Raw genomic sequence first — 17,605 nt, 5'->3', positions numbered from 1 at the left:
ATCGCGACGCGGCAGCACAACACCTCGAGGCGCTGGGCGACGTACGCGAGCCGTAGGACGAAGAAGACCGCCCCGAGGGGCGGTCTCTGTCGTGTGCGGCTCCGGGAGCCAGGTTGTGGACCCAGGGGGATTCGAACCCCCGACCTTCTCATTGCGAACGAGACGCGCTACCAACTGCGCCATGGGCCCGGACTGCCTGAACACGATATCACCTCGGCGGAGGGGTCCTTGACCACGGCCGCGGCGCCGGCTCAGCCCGAACGGCGGCGCCGAAGAACCTCGTCGAGGTCGGGCATCGCCGAGTCGACGTCGCCCAGAACGCCCATCGAGGCGAAGCGGCTCGCCGCCGGGCGCTCGGGCGCCGCGGGGGCGCTCTCGGCCGGAACAGCGGATGCGGCCTCGTCGCGGCGGCGGAAGGGCACGACCTCGGGCTCCGCGTGGGCGGCGGCGAGCGCGCGCTGTGCCTCCTCGTGGGCCGCGCGCAGCAGCTCCTCGGCGTTGACAGGCGGCGTGACGGGCACGCGAGGCGCCTCGCCGCGCTCGATGTAGAGGGGCTTCGGGATCGGCACGGGCGTCCACTCGCGCGACACGCGTTCCTGCGGGAGCTCCGCGTCGATGAGCGTCGATCGGGTGCGGCGCGCGGGGGCGACGGCCGTCACCTCGGTCGCGAGCGCGCGGGCGCGCGCGGCGATGCGCCCCTGCATCCGCACCGACGTCGCGACGGCCACGACACATCCGCCGAGCACGAACCAGGCGCCGAGTGCGACACCGGTCGACGCCATGAGTAGGAGCTGCACCGCGCCCACGACGACCGCCGCGAGCAGCAGCAGCCCCGCGACGCGGCGCGCGCGACGGAGGCGGGCGAAGGCGAGCGTGGTCGCCGAGGGTGCGAGGGCCGCAGCGGGTATCGGGACGGGGCCGTGGCTGCGGGCGGCGGCACGGGCCACGCGCTCGAGCTCGGCGGCCTGCGCCTCGGCGGCGCGGGCGCGCAGCTCGGCGGCGTGCACCTCGGCGCGCTCGAGCGCCTCGGCGCGGCGGCGCTCCTGCTCGAGCAGGCGCTCCGTGCGGGCCACGTCGCGAGCGGTCGCCTCGACGCGCAGCTCGACGGGCGCCTCCGCGGTCTCGGCCATGACGCGGATCGCGCGCTGCAGGCGGGTCGCGTTGCGCTCCGTCGCGAGGAACTCACGGCGACGCATCCAGTTCGGCAGCAGGTACAGGAACCAGAGCACGGCCGCGAGCGCGAGCATGATCGCCGTTCCCGCGCCCGAAAGATCCATGTCGCCCAGGGTAGGAGCGGATGCGGGCGGGGCCGGTTAGGCGCGCGCGGCTAGAACCGCAGCGGGCGCGTCGCCGCCTGCAGGTCGGCATCCGGGATCCGCGCCGCCGACTCGGGCGCGCGGCCGTCCTTCCAGCGCCGAAGCACGCCCGTCGGAACCTCCTCGACGACGAGCCCGAAGCAGAAGTGGTCGCGCCAGTCGCCGTTGATGTGGATGTACCGCCGCCGCAGCCCCTCGTAGCGGAAGCCGAGCTTCTGCACGACCCGCAGGCTCGGGGCGTTCTCGGGCCGGATGCAGATCTCCATGCGGTGCAGGCCGAGGCCGAAGAAGCAGTGGTCGGTCGCGAGGGCGACGGCCGTCGGCGTGACGCCGCGACCCGCGAAGCGCTCCGCGACCCAGTAGCCGATCGTCGCCGACGACAGCGAGCCGTAGACGATCCCCGAGACGTTGAGCTGGCCCGCGAACTCGCCGTCGTGCTCGACGACGAACGGCAACCCGCCGCCCGAGCGCGCGTGCGCCTGGAGCGAGCGGATCGACGCCTTCACGTCGAAGCCCGCTGGCCCGTGGGGATTGGTGGCCTCCCACTGCCGCAGCCACGCCCGGTTGCCCAGGAGCTCGTTCTCGAGCGGGCGTGCGTCGCGGATGCGGATCGGGCGGATCGTGACGCGCCCGTCGCTCAGGGTCGGTGTGGCCATCTCGGCGTCAGACTACTTGCCGCGCGGGGACACCGCGCGCAGGCGCGTCAGCCGTCTTCGCCACCCTGGTCGTCATCCGCCTGGCCGCCGAGGCCCTGCGCGAACCCCTGGAGCCACCCACGGAAGTCGGGGCCGAGGTCGTCGCGGTCGCTCGCGAGCTGCACGATCGCCTTGAGGTAGTCGAGACGGTCACCCGTGTCGTAGCGGCGGCCGCGGAACACGACACCGTGCACGCCGCCCGTCCACGTCGGACCGGTCGCGATCTCCTCGAGCGCGTCGGTGAGCTGGATCTCGCCGCCCTTGCCCGGCTGCGTGCGCTCCAGCACCTCGAAGATCTCCGGACGCAGCACGTAGCGGCCGATGATGGCGAGGTTGCTGGGCGCCTCACCGGCCGGAGGCTTCTCGACGAGGCCCGTGATGCGCACGACGTCCTCCTCGTCGGTCGGCTCGACGGTCGCGATGCCGTAGAGGTGGGTCTGCGAGGGGTCGACCTCGAGCAGCGCGACGACGGTCGTGTTGAGCGCCTCCTGCACCTCGAGCATGCGCGAGAGCAGCGGGTCGCGGTTGTCGATGATGTCGTCGCCGAGCAGCACCGCGAAGGGCTCGTGCCCGACGTGCATCTTCGCGCGCAGCACCGCGTGGCCGAGGCCCTTCGGGTCGCCCTGGCGCACGTAGTGCACGTCGGCGAGGCCCGTCGAGTAGTTGACCTTCTCGAGCTTCTCGTCGTCGCCCTTGCTCACGAGCACGGCCTCGAGCTCGCCGGCGCGGTCGAAGTGGTTCTCGAGCGCGGTCTTGTTGCGGCCGGTGACCATCAGCACGTCGTGCAGCCCCGCCTCGACCGCCTCCTCGACCACGTACTGGATCGCGGGCTTGTCGACGACGGGGAGCATCTCCTTCGGCATCGCCTTGGTCGCCGGGAGGAAGCGCGTGCCGAGTCCCGCGACAGGGATGACCGCCTTGGTGATCTTGGTAGGCATGCGGGCCAGGCTATCAGCGGGGTGTGTCGGCGAAATGTCAAGGCTCTTACAATCGGTCACGTGCCCGACGAAGCGGAGAACAGGAAGCGCGCGATGCGCGCGGAGCTCCGCGAGCGCCGCCGCATCCGCACCGCCACCGAGCGCGAGCGCGCGACCGAGGCGCTGACCCGCCACCTCGTGCAGCTCGCGTCCGACCTCGACGTGGGCTTCATCGCCGCGTACCTGTCGACGCCCGACGAGCCCGAGACCCGCGGCTTCCTGCGCTGGGCGGACGAGCGCGGCATCCGGATCCTCCTGCCGGTCTCGCGCGAGGACGGCCTGCTCGACTGGGCGCCCTACGACGGCGCCGACGAGGAGCAGGACATGCTCGGGATGCCGACGCCGTCGAGCGAGCTGCTCGGGCCGATCGCGATCAACGGGGTCGACCTCATCCTCGTGCCCGCCGCGGGCGTCGCACGCGACGGCATGCGGCTCGGATGGGGGCGCGGCTACTTCGACAAGACGCTCGGCTCGATGGAGGGCTGCCCTCCCGTGTACGCCGTCATCTACGACGACGAGCTCGTCGACGAGGTGCCGGTGGAGCGCCACGACATGCCCGTCGACGGCGTCGTGACGCCGAGCGGCATCCTCACCTTCGCAAAGCGCTGAGCGGCCCGTAGCCTGGAGAGCGGCGCACCCGCCGATCCCCCGGAACAGAATGGGAGCTACCGTGAAGGGCTTCAGGGACTTCATCCTCCGCGGCAATGTGATCGACCTCGCAGTCGCGGTCGTCATCGGCGCCGCCTTCACCGCGATCGTCAACCAGATCGTGAACGCCGTGATCAACCCGGCGATCGGCGCGCTCTTCCGCGCCGACTCGCTCGACAAGGCGCTCCCCGTAACCATCCCGACCACCGAGGGCGGCGAGGCGACGATGTACTTCGGCGCCGTCATCGGGGCCGTCATCAACTTCCTCATCATCGCGGCCGTCGTCTACTTCGTGCTCGTGCTGCCCGTCAACAAGCTGCGCGAGCGGCAGGCCGCGAAGAAGGGCATCGCCGAAGAGGAGGCCGGGCCGACCGAGACCCAGCTGCTCGCGGAGATCCGCGACCTGCTGGCGGAGCAGAAGCGGGTCTGAGCCGTCCCGCTGGCTCCTGCACGCGCCGCCGCTCTACCGCTGGTCGAGTGCGCGCGGCCGCGCGGAGCGCGACCACGCGCGTATCGAGACCCGACGAGCAGATGACACGCGGGAGCGATCAGCGGGCAGTACAGCCCGCGCGGGTCATACGTCCCTCGGGTTTCGATACGCCGTGCGTCGCGCCCTCCGGGCGCGGCGCGCGGCACTCAACCAGCGGTGAACTCGCGCCGCGCGTCCCGCGTCCGCCGCCCCATTCCGTTGGTTGAGTAGCGCCGCGCGCGAAGCGCACGACGCGTATCGAAACCCTCGCACCGCGTATCAACAGCGGGTCGCGGGATTCGCCGCGCAGCGCCGCGGATTGTCGCGGCGCCCGACAGCGCAGCCCGCCGCCGTCAGGTGGCGGGCCGTTCAGCCCCAATGCGGGGGCTTGTCGCGGCGCATCCGCTCGTCGTTCTCCGTGGGCGAGTGACGCGGCGGCTCGGGCAGCGGATGCGGGTCGCTCCCGGGCGGGGGCGGCGTGGTCACACGTCGTCTCCGCCGCGTTCGCGGCTCGTCGGGCGGCTGCTCGTCGGGCTGCTGCTCGTCAGGGCGCGGTGTGTCCGGCAACGACGGGGATCTCCTCGGTGACGGGGCCGCCCGCGAGTCCGACCATGCGCGCGATGCGGTCGGCCACGGCATCCGGGTCGGTGAACAGCTCGAAGGCGTGCACACGCGCGTAGTGCCAGCCGAGGCGACGCAGCACCTCGGGGCGCAGGCGCAGCGCCTCGCGGAGGCTGCGTCCGGTGAACACGGAGTCGGTGTCGACCACGACGCACATGCCGCCGTTGGCGGCGACGAGGCCGAGCTTGCCGCGGTGGCCGAGTGCGACGCGCAGGCCGCGGGTCTCGAGCCGGCGCGACAGGTCGACGAGCATGGGGTCGGAGTCGTCGGGCAGCGGCGGCTCGGCGCGGCGCGACGCGATCTCGCCGAGCAGCTCGGCGAGCGCGACGGCGCCGTGCTTCATGCGGGTCTCGTCGAGGTCGTCGGGCTGCACGCACGTGACGATGACGAGCGAGCGGCGGGCGCGGGTCATGGCGACGGCGAGCAGGCGCTCTCCCCCGGGTCGCCCGAGGGCCCCGAAGTCGCTCAGCACGCGTCCGTGCGGGGTGCGCCCGTAGCCGAGCGAGAACACGACGCGGTCGCGGCTCTGCGCGACGGCGCGCTCGACGGGAAGCACGGCGAACGGCTCGGAACGCTCGCCGAGCAGGAACTCGCTCAGCGCGGGGTGCGCGCTCATGGCGGCGAGCACGGCATCCATGACGCGCACGGCGTGCTTGTCGGATGCCGTGACGACCATGAGCGACTCGCGCGGCCGGGTCTCGGCGTGGTCGATGACGAGTTCGACGACGCGCGCGACCTCGGCGTCGACCGACTCGACGGCTCCCGTGTCGGGGTCGGGCAGGCCCGTGCCGTTCTCGATGTAGTCGAGCGAGAGGCTGCCGTGGCCGAGGAACGAGCCGGCCCAAGGCAGCGCGTCGATGCGTCCGCCGTAGAAGCGGCGGTTGACGAGCTCTGCGAGGTCCTCGCCGCCTGCGCGGTAGCTGCGGGTGAGGCTCATGGTCGGGAGCACGGATGCGAGCTGCGCGAACGCGGAGCGCCCGTGCAGGTCGGTCTCGGCGACCGCCTCCTCCGCCTCCTCCACGACGTCGTCGGTCTCGGTCTCGTCGGCATCGCCCGCTGATCGAGTAGTCGCCGCAGGCGACGTGTCGAAATCAGCCCCGGCCTCACCATCGACCTCGTCGACGTCCTGCGCCTCCTCCGCCTTCGTCACCCGCACCGGCATCCCGATGCGCGACGGGTACGCGACCGCGACGGGCGACTCCTCGCCCTCGTCGAGACCGATGCGGAAGGTGGCCGGGGTCTGGGTGACGGGGTCGCCGAACGCGATCACCTGGCGGGCACGGCGGATGGCGCCGACGTTCTCGGCGATCGTCGTGGCGCCCGCGTCGACGAGCACGACGACGTCGACGGGCATCGTGTCGCTCACCTGGTCGACCTCGTACGGCGAGACGAGCCACACGGGCGCGACGGTGCGCGACAGGTGCGGCGCGAGGCGCTGCAGCGATTCGGACGTCAGCCCGTTCGCGGTGATGAGCTGCTTGAGCGCGGCGGCCTCGTCGGGCCAGTCGATGATGCCGATGCGCCAGCTCTCGGCGAGCTGCCACGCGAGCGACCCCGCGTTGCCCTGCTGGTGCGCCTCGTCGACGAGGCGGAAGTCGGCCTCGAGACGCTGCAGCACATCCGTCTTCGCGCCCAGCAGGGCGCGGTCGTCGACGAGCAGGCTGTCGAGCGCGGAGCGCCACCAGGCGAGCTCGAGCTCGGCGGGAACCTGCTCCTCGGGCACGTGGCGCGCGGCGAGGTCGGCGATGAAGTCGTCGAGCTCGAGGTCGCGCAGCTTCTGCATGAGCGCGCTGCGCTCCTGCAGGTTGTTGAGCACGTCGGACTCGGCCGCGAGCGCCTCGAGCAGGTCGGACAGCTGGTGCAGCGGCAGCTCGGAGAGCTGCGACCCCGGCGCGGTGCGGCCGAGCGGACCGTCGAGCTCGGAGAGGTCGGCCGTGACCTGCTGCCACGCGACCTGCACGTCGGAGATGCCCGTCGGCACCTCGGGCGTGACGCCCGCGGCGACGTAGCGCTGCCACAGGATGCGCTGCTGCTGGATGCTGCTGAGCGCCTCGTGCAGGTCGCCGACGTGCATGCCGGGGCGCACGTACTCCTTCGCGAGCTTCTTGAGACGGCGGCGGTTGGCGCCCGACATCTCGGGGGCCTCGCGGCGCGGCGCGGTCGCGACGATGAGCTCGGCGAGCGAGCGGTCGAAGACGGCCGGCTCGAACTTGTCGAGGGTGTCGCGCAGGTCGGAGAGCAGGCGCAGGTAGATGCCGAGCTCGGCGACGGTCGTGAACGGACGCATCCGCGTCTTGCCGATGACCTCGTTGGCCTTCACGAGCAGGCGCGGCAGCGTCTCGGCGTTGAGGCGCTTGGCGATGCCGTGCGCGCGCGCGGCGTCCTCGCCCGTCGCGAACTGGGCGCCGTACCAGGGCGAGTCGCCAGGGCCGTAGCGGAACTCGCCGAGGCGCGCGGCCTCGACCATCGTGTTCGCGACGCTCGCCCGGTCGCCCGCGAGGGCGCGCACGGCGCGGGGCGAGAGCCGCGCGGTCGTGGTGGGCGGATGCGGCAGCAGCGCGAGGCGGGAGAGCTCGGCCACGCAGTCGAAGACCGACACCCACAGTGTGCCGTCGGTGCGGGAGAGCGCCTCGCGGTAGTCGACGAGCACGCTGCGCAGGCGCACGAGCGCCTCGTCGACCTCGGCGAGTTGCGGCTGTGTCGCCTTCTCGTTGCGGGCGATGCCGCGCACGACGTCGCGGCGCAGGGTCGAGGGGGTCACGGCGAGGCCGGCGAGGCCCACATCCGCGAGCCGCTGCGCGATGCCGCGGAGGCTCGCACGGCGGGGGCTCACGACGAGCACGCGCTTGTTCTGGCTCACGAGCAGGCCGAGCGCGTTGACGATCGTCTGCGTCGCGCCGGTGCCGGGCATCGTGCGCACGACGAGCGAGTTGCCTGCGGCGATCTGCGCCACGATGTGCTCCTGCTCGGCGTCCGCGTCGAGCAGGAGGGTGTCGACGGACGGGTCGCGGCGGTCGGCATCCGCCTGCTCGACGGCCTGGTAGGCCTCCTCGAGCGCCCACTTGGCGGTCGCGTCGCCCCCGACGGCGTCGAGCACGGGGTGCTCGAGGTTCTTCGCGTCGGCGACGAGCGCCTGCGCGACCTCCTCGAACGACGAGACGACGAGGCGCGGCTGCACCATGATCTCGCCGAGGTGGCCCGTGAGGCGGCGCAGCTGGTCGATGACGGCGTTGGGCTTGAAGGTGCCGTCGTCGTCGGAGAGCGCCACGAACGTCGCGGCGTCGAGCGAGATCCCGTACTGCTTCTCGAGCGTCCGCGCGAGCGCCGGGTTGAGCACCGCGGCGCCGCGCAGCTTGAGCTCGTAGTCGCGGCCGTGGCGGCGGATGGCGAGGGGGCGCAGCAGGAGGGGCGCGCAGTGGTCGACACGCTCGTGGGTCCAGCGCACGATGCCGATGCCGAGGTGCACGCTGTCGAGACCGCGCGTCGTGGAGAGCTCGAGCCCCTTCGCCGTGATGCGCTCGGCCGCGATGCGGGCGGCGCGCAGGGCGAGGTCGTCGCGGATGAGCTGCGACAGCAGGGTGGGCTTGCCCGTGATGAAGCGCGCGAGGCCGCCCGGGTGGGTCGTGGAGAGCTCGATGCGGGTCGTCGGCGAGTCGACGAAGTGGAGCAGCGGCGAGACACCGCCGAGGCGAGTCAGCTCGTCGCGCCACGCGTCGCGCGCGGGGTCGGCGACGGCCCGCGGAGCGGGGGCGGGCGCGAGCAACGGAGCCGTCACCGGCTGCACGGATGCGTGAGGGGTCACAGGAATCTCCCCGGAGTCGTCATCCCGACGGTTGGCAGGCCACACACGGCCACGATAGGTCGACTGCGCCCGCTATCCCGGGAGCGAAACGCGTCGATCCGGCAGCCGCCGCCCCGGCCGCTCGGCGGCGTCGTTCGCGCGGATGACGACGCGGGCGGCACACTGGTGGTTGGCTGAGGGGGTGGATTCGGCGAGCGACCCCCGGTGGAACCACAACCTGCATTACCAGGGCGTGATCCTCGACGCCCTGCCCGCCTCTGCCCGCAGCGCGCTCGACGTCGGATGCGGAGACGGGCTGCTCGTGCGTGAGCTCGCCGCACGCGTGGCCCGTGTGGTCGGCATCGACCTCGACGGCCCCTCGCTGGCCCGAGCCCGCGACGAGCTCGCGGGAATCGACGCCGCACGCGTCGAGCTGGTCCGCGACGACGTGATGACGCATCCGTTCGAGCCCGCGTCGTTCGACGTGGTCGCATCCGTCGCCACCCTGCACCATCTCGACGCGCGCGCCGGCCTCATCCGGATGCGCGAGCTGCTCGCGCCCGGGGGGCTGCTCGGCATCGTGGGTCTCGCGGCGGTCGCGTCGCCGGCGGATGCCGCGCGCAGCCTCGCCGGGGCCCTCGCGAACCGGCCGTACCAGCTGCTCACGAGGCGGCGTCACTGGGAGCATGCGGCGCCGACCGTCTGGCCGCCCCCGGAGAGCTACCGCGCGATGCGACGGATCGTGGACGAGCTGCTGCCGGGGGCCGTCTTCCGTGCGCACCTCTTCTGGCGCTACACCGTGCTGTGGACGAAGCCCCCGCGCTGATCGGGTCTGTCGAGCTCAGCCGCCGAGCTCGAGCGTCATGTACACCGAGTTCGGATCGAGCACGTAGTCGGCGAAGGGACCCGTCTCGGTGAAGCCTGCGCTCGCGTAGAGCGCCCGGGCGGGACGGAAGAAGTCCTCGGTGCCCGTCTCGAGACTGAGGCGCGTGTACCCGCGGGCGCGTGCCTCATCGAGCACGTGCGCGAGCAGGAGGCGACCGAGCCCGCGCCCGCGCGCCGCCGCATCCGTGCGCATCGACTTGAGCTCGCCGTGGTCGGGCGCGAGCTCCTTGAGGGCGACGCAGCCGAGCACGTCGTCGCCGTCGCTGAGCGCCCAGAACGTGACTGCGGGATGCTGCAGCCCGGTCACGTCGAGGGCGTGCACGCTCTCGGGCGGCGAGGTCGCGTGCATGTCGGCGAGGTGGTCCTCGAGCAGGCGCAGCACGCGCGGGTCGGTCAGGTCGCCGAGGGCGATCGCGGGTGCGGTCATCGTGCTCCCATGATGGCGCGCGCACGTTACGTGCGCGTGTCGGATCGGCGCTTTCCGACGCGTGTCATGCGCGGCATCCGCGAGGCCGTAATCTCATGCGGTGCGTCTCGCGTTCGTCGGCTGCGGCCTCCTGCTCGTCGGGGGCGCCGCCGTCGTCACGGGGCTGCTCCCGGCGGCGGATGCGGTGGGTGTCGTCGAGCGCGTCTGGCCCGTGCTGCTGTTCGCGGTCGCCGTGACGGTCGTGGCCGAGCTCGCCGATCGCGCGGGCGTCTTCGCGGCCGTCGCCGAGCGTCTCGCGCGGCTCGGACGCGGGCACGGCTGGGTGCTGTGGGCGCTCGTCGTGCTGCTCGCCGTCGCGTCGACGGTGTTCCTCTCGCTCGACACGACGGCCGTGCTGCTGACGTCCGTCGTCGTGCTGCTCGCGCGCCACCACGGCTACCCGCCGCTGCCGTTCGCGCTCACGACGGTGTGGCTCGCGAATACGGGCTCGCTCCTGCTGCCGGTGTCGAATCTCACGAACCTGCTCGCGGAGCACGCGCTCGGCTTCTCCGACCCGGCGCGCTTCGCGGCGCTCGTGTGGGCGCCCGCGCTCGTCGCTGTGCTCGTCCCGTGTGTCGTCATCGCGATCGTGTTCCGCCGCTCGATCGGCACGCGCTACCAGCCCGTCGCCGCGGACGATCCGCACGACCCCGTGCTGTTCTGGGTGTCGGCTGCCGTCGTCGCCGTGCTCATCCCGTTCCTCGTGAGCGGGATGCCGGTGTGGATCCCGGCTTCCGTCGCGGCCCTCGTGCTCGTCGTCGCGTTCGCGGTGCGCGACCGCGTGGCCGTGCGGCTCGGCCTCGTGCCGTGGGAGCTGCTGCTGTTCGCGGGCGGCCTGTTCCTCGTGGTCGAGGCGGCGCACGCGCTCGGGCTCGCATCCGTGCTCGCCGAGCTCACGGGCTCGGGAGACGACCCGCTCGCGCTGCTGCGCCTGGCGGGCGCCGGAATGCTCGGCGCGAACGCGATCGACAACCTCCCGGCCTACCTCGCGCTCGAGCCCCTCGCCGACTCCCCCGCGCGCATCGCGGCGCTGCTCATCGGTGTGAACGCGGGCCCGCTCGTGACCCCGTGGGCGTCGCTCGCCGTGCTGCTCTGGCACGACCGGCTGCGCGCGCTCGGGGTCGAGTTGCCGTGGCGCCGCTACATGCTGCTCGGCGTCGTCGCGGCGCCGCTCACGGTTGCGGCCGCGACGCTCGCGCTGTCGCTCACGGTGTGAGTCAGACCCGCGGCAGCAGGTGGTCGCGCAGCACGATGGCGTGGTTGCGCTCGGTGTCGTGGGCTCCGAAGAGCAGCGTCACACGAGGGTGGGAGCGGATGGCGCCGAGCGCCTCCGCGAGGTCGCGCCCGTCGAGCTCGGCGCGGTAGGCCGCCGCGAACTCCTCGAAGCGGTCGGGGTCGGCGTGCCACGCCGTGCGTAACTCGTTCGACGGCGCGAGGTCCTTCCACCACGCGTCGAGCTCGGCGCGTTCCTTCGAGACCCCGCGGGGCCAGAGCCGGTCTACGAGCGCGCGGAAGCCGTCAGCGGCATCCGCGGGCTCGTAGACGCGCTTGACGACGATCTCGCCCATGCCCCCGAGCCTGGCCCGCCGCAGAGCGCGGGTCAACCGGCTCGGGCGAGTCGACCGTCAGAGGCGCTCGAGCAGCTGCGACACCTTGGCGAGACGCTCGCGGGGGATCGCCGCGGCCGCCTCGCTCGGGGCGCTCTTCACGGCGCTCGCGAGGATGTCGTAGATGACGAGCTGCGCCCAGCGCGGGGCGTCCTCGTCGGAGTGCGCGCGGATCTGGTGCTCCATCGTGCCCGTCACCGCTCCGGTCGCGGCGTCGTACTGCACGAGCAGCCCGCGCCACGCGTCGCCGTCGGGGAAGCACAGCGCCTTGATGCCCGGCAGCACGTCGATCTCGGCGGCGTGCTCGAGGCCGCCCGGGTTCGGCGGCAGCGTGCCGACGCGGGGGTTCATCTCGGGCAGGTCCCACACGAGGGTGTCGACGAGGTCGCGCGCGCGCTTCTTGTCCGCCCTCGATGCCATGGCACCAAGATAGCCGTCCGGCGAGCGCCGTCATGCCGCTCGTCCTGGGGACATCCGGATGCCGCCCCCGGCTCAGCCTCGCGGCATGCGGGCGGCGCGGCGGGCGGGTTCGTCGAGCGCCCAGCTCGCGAGCAGCCCGAGGGTCTCGGCGTGGGCGCTTCCGGGTCCGGCCGTGTAGAGGAAGAGCGTCTGGTCGTCGTCGCCCGGCATCGTGAGCGACTCGTACTGCAGGGTGAGCTCGCCGACCACCGGATGCCGGAACCGCTTGTCGCCATGGGTGCGGCGGTAGACGCGGTGCTCCCGCCACCACGCCGCGAACTCGGGAGGTGGTGCAGGTGCTCGCGACCGGCCTCGTCGAGGTCGAGAGCGCGGGCGATCGCGTCGACGATCCCGGGCTCGGCAGACCGCTGCGGTCGGGGTCGACGCTCGCGCGGGCGCGACGGAGGAAGTCCGCGAGCTCCTGGTTCCGGCCGATCATGCAGCCAATGTCGACCCGGATGCGGGTGCCCCGCCTGGCCCTCCGCGTCCTAGGCGGAGGAGGGCCGGTTAGGCCGCTCCACGGGCCGCCGCGCGGTCGCACGCTGGGACGACCAGATCGAACATCTCGGAAGGACACGACCATGACCTACCCCACCGACCGCCCCGCCACCTGGTTCGTGACGGGCACCTCTCGCGGCCTCGGACGCGAGCTCGTGCGCGCGCTCCTCGCGTCGTGCCCCTGGAGGGACTCGAACCCCCAACCCTTTCCTTAGGACGGAACTGCTCTTCCATTGAGCTACAGAGGCTGACCGCCCGAGTCTATCGAGCGGATGCGGGGGTCACGCCTGCCGGCGGACGGGAGGCGACCGCGGATCAGCGCGGCGGCGGCGAGAGGTAGATCGCGGAGCCCGCGTCGATGATGCGCTGGTTGTAGACGTCGGCGCCGCCCCAGTTGTACTCCTCGATGAGCACCGAGCCGTCGCCGAGCACGCTGTTGACGTAGGCGACGTGGTTGGCACCGGGGAACCAGGCGACCCAGCCGGGCGAGGGCGTCGTGCTCGTGGCCCATCCGTGGTTCTCCCACTGGCGCTTCCACGACGACGCGTTGCCGCCGCCGGGCGTGAGCGACGACCAGTCGTACTTGAACGGAACGCCGTAGCTGCCGGCGTCGCGGTTGAGGCGCCACGCCACGAAGTCGACGCACTGGCGCACGAAGTAGCGCAGCGGCGAGAGGCCGCCGCCCTGGCTCATGCCGAGCTCGGTGGCCCACGGGTAGTCGTCGCCGAGCGCCTGCGCGCCCGAGGCGAGGTAGACGGCGATGCGCTCCTGACGGAGGGCGTCGCGGTAGAGGCGCTTGAGGTCCGACGCGCTCACCGTGTCGTAGCCGTCGCGCGTGTCGGCCGGTGCGGCCTCCGTCGCGCTGATGTCGGCCTTGAGGGCGAGCGTCTGACCGTCGGCCTCGGCCGCGGCCTCGGCGAGCTCGCCCGTGTAGTCGGCCGAACCGTAGGCGGGGAGCGTGAGGGAGACGAACAGGCCGCCGACGAGCACCATCGTGCCCGCGGCGCTCACACGCTTGCGCACGGTGCCCTTGCGGCGCACGGGGCCGGTCGTGACGGCGCGCGGCGCGGGGGCCGTCTGGGCGGCGGATGCGCGGCGGGCGCGGGTGCCGGAGGTCGCCGCGGCGGGCGCCGCCTCGGCCTCGACGGGCGCAGGCGCGGGGGTGAGCTCGAAGGTGCCGAACGGCGCGGCCACGCTCGGCACGGAGACGGCGGATGCGGCGGCGGGCGCCACGGGCACGGGCGTCACGGGCACGGCCGGCACGGATGCGACGAGCGGCTGCGCGCTCGCGAGCGCCTCGCGCGCGGCGCGGCGGGATCCGGGCACCGGCGGAGTCGTCACGGCGGGACGGTCGACCGCGGCGGTGACGGGCGGCACCGTGCCGCGGAGCGAGCGGCGCGAGGGGAGAGCCTCGGCGACAGGAGGGTTCGAGACCGCGTCGGAGGCAGCCTGCTGGGTCAACGGGTGCGTCTCCGAGGGGGTCGTCGCGGCCGTCTGGGGAAGTCCCAGTACCGCGCGGGTCTCGTTCTCAGTCACGTAGAAGTTGCTCTCCGGGTTGAAGCGACCCGTTCGACGTTACCCGCCATGCCCGGAATTGTCACGTCTCGATAACGGCCCGTATATCGGGGCAGACAGCCTTGACCACCAGGCTTTTCTCAGCTTCGGGCGGAAACGGCGACGGATCCCGTCGCGAACGGGCGAAAACGCTACGCCGCCGGGGCCAGGAACTCGCGCCACTCGGGCTGCGCGCGATCCGTCCCGCGTACGAGCCACGCCGTGCCGTGCGGGGGCCGGGGCGCGAAGCGCAGCGACCACCCCATCTCCTGCGGCGTGCGGTCGCCTTTGATGTTGTTGCACCGCAGGCAGCACGCCACGAGGTTCTCCCAGCTGTCGGCCCCGCCGCGCGAGCGCGGGATGACGTGGTCGATCGTCGACGCGTGCACGCCGCAGTAGGCGCACCGCTGGTCGTCGCGCCGCAGCACGCCGCGCCTCGACACGGGCACCGCGCGCCCGGTCGGGATCCGCACGTAGCGCCGCAGCAGGATCACCGACGGGCGATCCCACTCCCCCGCGATCCCGTGCACGGGGTGCTCGTCGTCGCTCGCGACGACGACCGCCTTCCCCGACAGCACGAGCACGAGGGCTCGCTTGAACGACACCACGGCGAGCGGCTCGTAGCCGGCGTTGAGTACCAGTGTTCGCAACGGGTCTCCTCTCGAGTGGGCCTGCATGGCGTGCAGGCCGTCGACCTTCCCGGAGGAGACCGCGTACCGGAGATGAGAACAGAAAAGGCGCCGTCGCGAACGACAGCGCCTCACACGACCGCGACGTGACAGTGCACGTCGGGCCGGCTGCTGAGCTGTATGCGGAACAGCGCGCGCGCATCCATGGTGCGGATGCGGTGCGCGGTACGCATATGCCCTCCCCGGTCCGAAGAACCTCCGAGAGCCCCAGGGTAACCCCGTCGGGTGGTCACGCGCGGAGCGACACAGAACGCGTTACACGCCCGTGACGGATGCGCGGGGCAGTTGCCGCGGGCGGCTCACGCCTCGACGTAGATGTGGGACGCGACCTCGTTGGGCAGCTCGAGCCCGTCGCCGAATCCGTCGACCTGCACGATGACGTACGAGCCCGCGGTCGACAGGTTGACCGTCGCCCCCGGCACGACGCCCGCCTCGCGCAGCTGAGCGAGCAGCTCCGGCTCGAACTGCACGGGCTCCCCGAGACGGCGGACGAGGCCCGTCGTCTCGCCGACGGCCGACGACGCGCGCGCCACGATGCTCTCGACGCCATCGAGGAAGCTGCCGGCGGGCGTGCCCCCGATCTCGTCGAGGCCGGGGATCGGGTTGCCGTAGGGCGACTCGGTGGGGTTGCCGAGCAGCTGGATGAGCCGACGCTCCACCTGCTCGCTCATGACGTGCTCCCAGCGGCAGGCCTCGTCGTGCACGTACGCCCAGTCGAGACCAATGACATCGGCGAGCAGGCGCTCGGCGAGGCGGTGCTTGCGCATGACGTGCATCGCGCGGCTGCGGCCCTCGGCCGTGAGCGCGAGGTGACGGTCGCCCTCGACGACGACGAGGCCGTCGCGCTCCATGCGTCCGACGGTCTGCGAGACGGTGGGGCCGGAGTGCCCGAGACGCTCGGAGATACGGGCGCGCAGGGGTGTGATCCCCTCCTCCTCGAGGTCGAGGATCGTCCGAAGGTACATCTCCGTCGTATCGACCAGATCGGTCATCGTGGCCTCCCTGCACGTCGGCGTCCAGCCTACCGGGAGGCTCAATAGACTCGTCGCGTGCCGGACATCCAGATCCCCCAGAACCTCCTCCCCGCCGACGGTCGTTTCGGATGCGGCCCGTCGAAGGTGCGACCGGAGCAGGTCGCCCACCTCGCGGCCAACGAGGGGCTGCTCGGCACCTCGCACCGCCAGAAGCCCGTCAAGCAGCTCGTCGGCCGCGTGCGCCAGGGCCTCGCCGAGCTCTTCCGCCTTCCCGACGGCTACGAGATCGTGCTCGGCAACGGCGGCTCGACCGCGTTCTGGGATGCCGCGGCCTTCTCCCTCATCGAGCGCCGCAGCGAGAACCTGACCTTCGGCGAGTTCGGCGCGAAGTTCGCCGCCGCCGCGAAGACCCCGTTCCTCGAGGCCCCGCACGTCGTCGACGCGCCCGCCGGCTCGCGCGCCGAGGTCGAGATCGTCGAGGGCGTCGACGTCTACGCCTGGCCGCACAACGAGACCTCCACGGGCGTCATGGCCCCGGTCGCGCGCGTGAACGGCGACGCGGGCGCGCTCACCGTGATCGACGCGACGAGCGCCGCCGGTGGCATCGACGTCGACCTCGCCGAGACCGACGTCTACTACTTCGCCCCGCAGAAGAACTTCGCGGCCGACGGCGGCCTGTGGTTCGCGGCCATGAGCCCCGCCGCCATCGCGCGCATCGAGACGATCGCCGCATCCGACCGCTGGATCCCCGAGTTCCTGAGCCTCAAGAACGCCGTCGACAACTCGCGCCTCGACCAGACGCTCAACACGCCCGCGCTCGCGACCCTCCTGCTCATGGAGGCCCAGCTCGACTGGATGAACGGCAACGGCGGGCTCGCGTTCGCGGATGCGCGCACGCGCGAGTCGTCGAGCCACCTGTACGCGTGGGCCGAGGAGCGCGACTTCGCGACGCCGTTCGTCGCCGACCCGGCGCACCGCTCCCAGGTCGTGGTGACGATCGACTTCGACGACAGCGTCGACGCGGCCGTCGTCGCGTCGGTTCTGCGCGCGAACGGCATCGTCGACACCGAGCCGTACCGCAAGCTCGGCCGCAACCAGCTGCGCGTCGCGACCTTCGCGGCGGTCGACCCCGACGACATCCGGGCCCTCACGGCCTCGATCGACTACGTGGTCGGCGCGCTCTAGGCTCGCGGCATGCGGTTCTGGCTGAGCGAGAGCGAGCGGCGCCCCGATCCCGCGCCGGTGCCCACGGACGACCGCGCGGCGATCCTCGCCGGGCTCGTGCTGTGGGTGCTCGGCTTCGGCGCCCTACTCCTCTTCGTCGGACCGCTCGTCGAGTCCGGCCGCGTGTGGTGGCTGTGGACCTGCCTCGTCGGCATCGGCATCGGGCTCGTCGGCCTCGTCTACGTGCACTTCCGCCGCCGCGCCTGACGCGTCCGACTCGAAGTCGATGCCGTCGTCGGGGTCGTCGCCGAAGTCGTCGTCCGGGTCGAAGTCGTCGGCGTCGTCCGCGTCGTCGTCCCCGTCGTCATCGTCATCGTCCGAGTCGTCGTCGTCATCGTCGTCGTCGTCGTCGGAATCGGAGTCGTCGTCCTCATCCGCGTCGTCGTCCGACTCATCGCCATCGTCGTCCGCGTCCTCCGCCCCCGCCTCGGCGGCCGCCGCGGCCTGAGCCGCGCGGTACTCCTCGAGACGCTCCGACCACGGCACCCAGTCGGGCGCGAGCAGCGCGCCCTCGCCGGGCAGCAGCTCCGCCTCGAGCACCGTCGGCTCCTCGCCGGGGAGCTGCGCGATCGACACCGTCCAGTGCCAGCCGGGGTAGCCCTGCATCGTCGTCGCGAAGGTCAGCGTGACGACGCCGTCCTCCGCGGTCGACTGCTCGAGAACCTCGCCGACCGTCGCCTCCGGCGTGATCTCGAGAAGCGCCTCGCGCGCGAGGCGCACCAGCCCGTCGTCGGCCACGCGC

Annotated in this window: 16 protein-coding genes, 2 tRNA genes and 2 pseudogenes; 6 read left to right on the top strand and 14 right to left on the bottom strand. The window is 72.6% G+C overall.

Going from position 1 to position 17,605, the window contains the following annotated elements; translation table 11 throughout:
- Positions 1-116 precede the first annotated feature (116 nt).
- From H4J02_RS02880 to galU, 4 genes are all read right to left on the bottom strand, one after another.
- Positions 117-189 (bottom strand) — tRNA-Ala (locus H4J02_RS02880).
- Between the two features lie 62 nt (positions 190-251).
- Positions 252-1,277 (bottom strand): hypothetical protein, encoded by a 1,026-nt coding sequence (locus tag H4J02_RS02875; RefSeq protein ID WP_187675618.1) that lies wholly within the window; start codon positions 1,275-1,277, stop codon positions 252-254.
- A 50-nt stretch (positions 1,278-1,327) separates the two neighbouring features.
- A complete protein-coding gene (locus H4J02_RS02870; RefSeq protein WP_187675617.1) occupies positions 1,328-1,972 on the bottom strand; it encodes a GNAT family N-acetyltransferase in 645 nt (214 codons plus the stop codon).
- Between the two features lie 47 nt (positions 1,973-2,019).
- Positions 2,020-2,949 carry a UTP--glucose-1-phosphate uridylyltransferase GalU gene (galU, locus tag H4J02_RS02865; protein WP_187675616.1) on the bottom strand — a complete coding sequence of 310 codons (930 nt, stop codon included), beginning with the start codon at positions 2,947-2,949 and terminating at the stop codon, positions 2,020-2,022.
- 60 nt (positions 2,950-3,009) lie between these two features.
- On the opposite strand from galU, the gene H4J02_RS02860 reads away from it, so the two are divergent.
- Together H4J02_RS02860 and mscL are read left to right on the top strand one after the other, a co-directional pair.
- Complete coding sequence (locus tag H4J02_RS02860) at positions 3,010-3,597, top strand: 5-formyltetrahydrofolate cyclo-ligase (protein ID WP_187675615.1); 588 nt, start codon at positions 3,010-3,012, stop codon at positions 3,595-3,597.
- Positions 3,598-3,646: 49 nt separating this feature from the next.
- On the top strand, positions 3,647-4,066 hold the full coding sequence (gene mscL, locus H4J02_RS02855; RefSeq protein ID WP_187675614.1) for a large conductance mechanosensitive channel protein MscL: 420 nt from the start codon (positions 3,647-3,649) through the stop codon (positions 4,064-4,066).
- Between the two features lie 583 nt (positions 4,067-4,649).
- On the opposite strand, the gene H4J02_RS13970 is transcribed toward mscL, so the two are convergent.
- Positions 4,650-8,528 (bottom strand): AAA family ATPase, encoded by a 3,879-nt coding sequence (locus H4J02_RS13970; protein ID WP_397420147.1) that lies wholly within the window; start codon positions 8,526-8,528, stop codon positions 4,650-4,652.
- A 181-nt stretch (positions 8,529-8,709) separates the two neighbouring features.
- Here H4J02_RS13970 and H4J02_RS02845 point away from each other — a divergent pair, with 181 nt between their 5' ends.
- Positions 8,710-9,333: a bifunctional 2-polyprenyl-6-hydroxyphenol methylase/3-demethylubiquinol 3-O-methyltransferase UbiG gene (locus tag H4J02_RS02845; protein WP_262406189.1), complete on the top strand. Its 624-nt coding sequence runs from the start codon at positions 8,710-8,712 to the stop codon at positions 9,331-9,333.
- A 15-nt stretch (positions 9,334-9,348) separates the two neighbouring features.
- Here the strand turns inward: H4J02_RS02845 and H4J02_RS02840 are convergent, their stop codons facing one another.
- Entirely contained in the window at positions 9,349-9,819 is a 471-nt protein-coding gene (locus H4J02_RS02840; RefSeq protein ID WP_187675612.1) for a GNAT family N-acetyltransferase, read from the bottom strand.
- Between the two features lie 100 nt (positions 9,820-9,919).
- Between H4J02_RS02840 and H4J02_RS02835 the strand changes: the two genes are divergently transcribed.
- Positions 9,920-11,074: an SLC13 family permease gene (locus H4J02_RS02835; RefSeq protein WP_187675611.1), complete on the top strand. Its 1,155-nt coding sequence runs from the start codon at positions 9,920-9,922 to the stop codon at positions 11,072-11,074.
- A 1-nt stretch (position 11,075) separates the two neighbouring features.
- Here H4J02_RS02835 and H4J02_RS02830 read toward each other — a convergent pair whose 3' ends face one another.
- The 7 genes and pseudogenes from H4J02_RS02830 to H4J02_RS02800 all read right to left on the bottom strand — a co-directional run bounded on the left by H4J02_RS02830 (position 11,076) and on the right by H4J02_RS02800 (position 15,657).
- A complete protein-coding gene (locus H4J02_RS02830; protein WP_187675610.1) occupies positions 11,076-11,426 on the bottom strand; it encodes a DUF488 domain-containing protein in 351 nt (116 codons plus the stop codon).
- 57 nt (positions 11,427-11,483) lie between these two features.
- A complete protein-coding gene (locus H4J02_RS02825) occupies positions 11,484-11,885 on the bottom strand; it encodes a hypothetical protein (RefSeq protein ID WP_187675609.1) in 402 nt (133 codons plus the stop codon).
- Positions 11,886-11,957: 72 nt separating this feature from the next.
- Positions 11,958-12,152 (bottom strand): annotated as a pseudogene (locus H4J02_RS02820) (transcriptional regulator); the annotation flags it as partial.
- Between the two features lie 446 nt (positions 12,153-12,598).
- Positions 12,599-12,670, bottom strand: a tRNA-Arg gene (locus tag H4J02_RS02815).
- A gap of 67 nt (positions 12,671-12,737) precedes the next feature.
- Positions 12,738-13,883, bottom strand: coding sequence for a CHAP domain-containing protein (locus tag H4J02_RS02810; protein WP_187675608.1), 1,146 nt, complete (start codon positions 13,881-13,883; stop codon positions 12,738-12,740).
- Positions 13,884-14,128: 245 nt separating this feature from the next.
- Entirely contained in the window at positions 14,129-14,626 is a 498-nt protein-coding gene (locus H4J02_RS02805) for an HNH endonuclease (protein ID WP_187675607.1), read from the bottom strand.
- Positions 14,627-14,964: 338 nt separating this feature from the next.
- Complete coding sequence (locus H4J02_RS02800; protein ID WP_187675606.1) at positions 14,965-15,657, bottom strand: metal-dependent transcriptional regulator; 693 nt, start codon at positions 15,655-15,657, stop codon at positions 14,965-14,967.
- A gap of 57 nt (positions 15,658-15,714) precedes the next feature.
- Between H4J02_RS02800 and serC the strand changes: the two genes are divergently transcribed.
- Positions 15,715-16,824: a phosphoserine transaminase gene (gene serC / locus H4J02_RS02795; RefSeq protein ID WP_187675605.1), complete on the top strand. Its 1,110-nt coding sequence runs from the start codon at positions 15,715-15,717 to the stop codon at positions 16,822-16,824.
- A gap of 9 nt (positions 16,825-16,833) precedes the next feature.
- Positions 16,834-17,007 (top strand): annotated as a pseudogene (locus H4J02_RS13965) (DUF2530 domain-containing protein); the annotation flags it as partial.
- Here H4J02_RS13965 and H4J02_RS02790 read toward each other — a convergent pair.
- Positions 16,948-17,601: a DUF3027 domain-containing protein gene (locus tag H4J02_RS02790; RefSeq protein WP_187675604.1), complete on the bottom strand. Its 654-nt coding sequence runs from the start codon at positions 17,599-17,601 to the stop codon at positions 16,948-16,950. The pseudogene H4J02_RS13965 and the gene H4J02_RS02790 sit on opposite strands and share 60 nt — an antisense overlap.
- Positions 17,602-17,605: the final 4 nt, after the last annotated feature.

It is taken from the genome of Protaetiibacter sp. SSC-01, assembly GCF_014483895.1.
In the GTDB taxonomy this organism is placed as follows: Bacteria; Actinomycetota; Actinomycetes; order Actinomycetales; family Microbacteriaceae; genus Homoserinibacter.
Note: the sequence above shows the minus strand (reverse complement) of the source record. Positions and strands in the feature narration are given on the sequence as shown.

Bases quoted from the DNA above. Each gene is read 5' to 3' on its own strand.
- H4J02_RS02875 (WP_187675618.1), bottom strand. From the start codon at position 1,277: ATGGATCTTTCGGGCGCGGGAACGGCGATCATGCTCGCGCTCGCGGCC.
- H4J02_RS02870 (WP_187675617.1), bottom strand. From the start codon at position 1,972: ATGGCCACACCGACCCTGAGCGACGGGCGCGTCACGATCCGCCCGATC.
- galU (WP_187675616.1), bottom strand. From the start codon at position 2,949: ATGCCTACCAAGATCACCAAGGCGGTCATCCCTGTCGCGGGACTCGGC.
- mscL (WP_187675614.1), top strand. From the start codon at position 3,647: ATGGGAGCTACCGTGAAGGGCTTCAGGGACTTCATCCTCCGCGGCAAT.
- H4J02_RS02840 (WP_187675612.1), bottom strand. From the start codon at position 9,819: ATGACCGCACCCGCGATCGCCCTCGGCGACCTGACCGACCCGCGCGTG.
- H4J02_RS02830 (WP_187675610.1), bottom strand. From the start codon at position 11,426: ATGGGCGAGATCGTCGTCAAGCGCGTCTACGAGCCCGCGGATGCCGCT.
- H4J02_RS02825 (WP_187675609.1), bottom strand. From the start codon at position 11,885: ATGGCATCGAGGGCGGACAAGAAGCGCGCGCGCGACCTCGTCGACACC.
- H4J02_RS02800 (WP_187675606.1), bottom strand. From the start codon at position 15,657: ATGACCGATCTGGTCGATACGACGGAGATGTACCTTCGGACGATCCTC.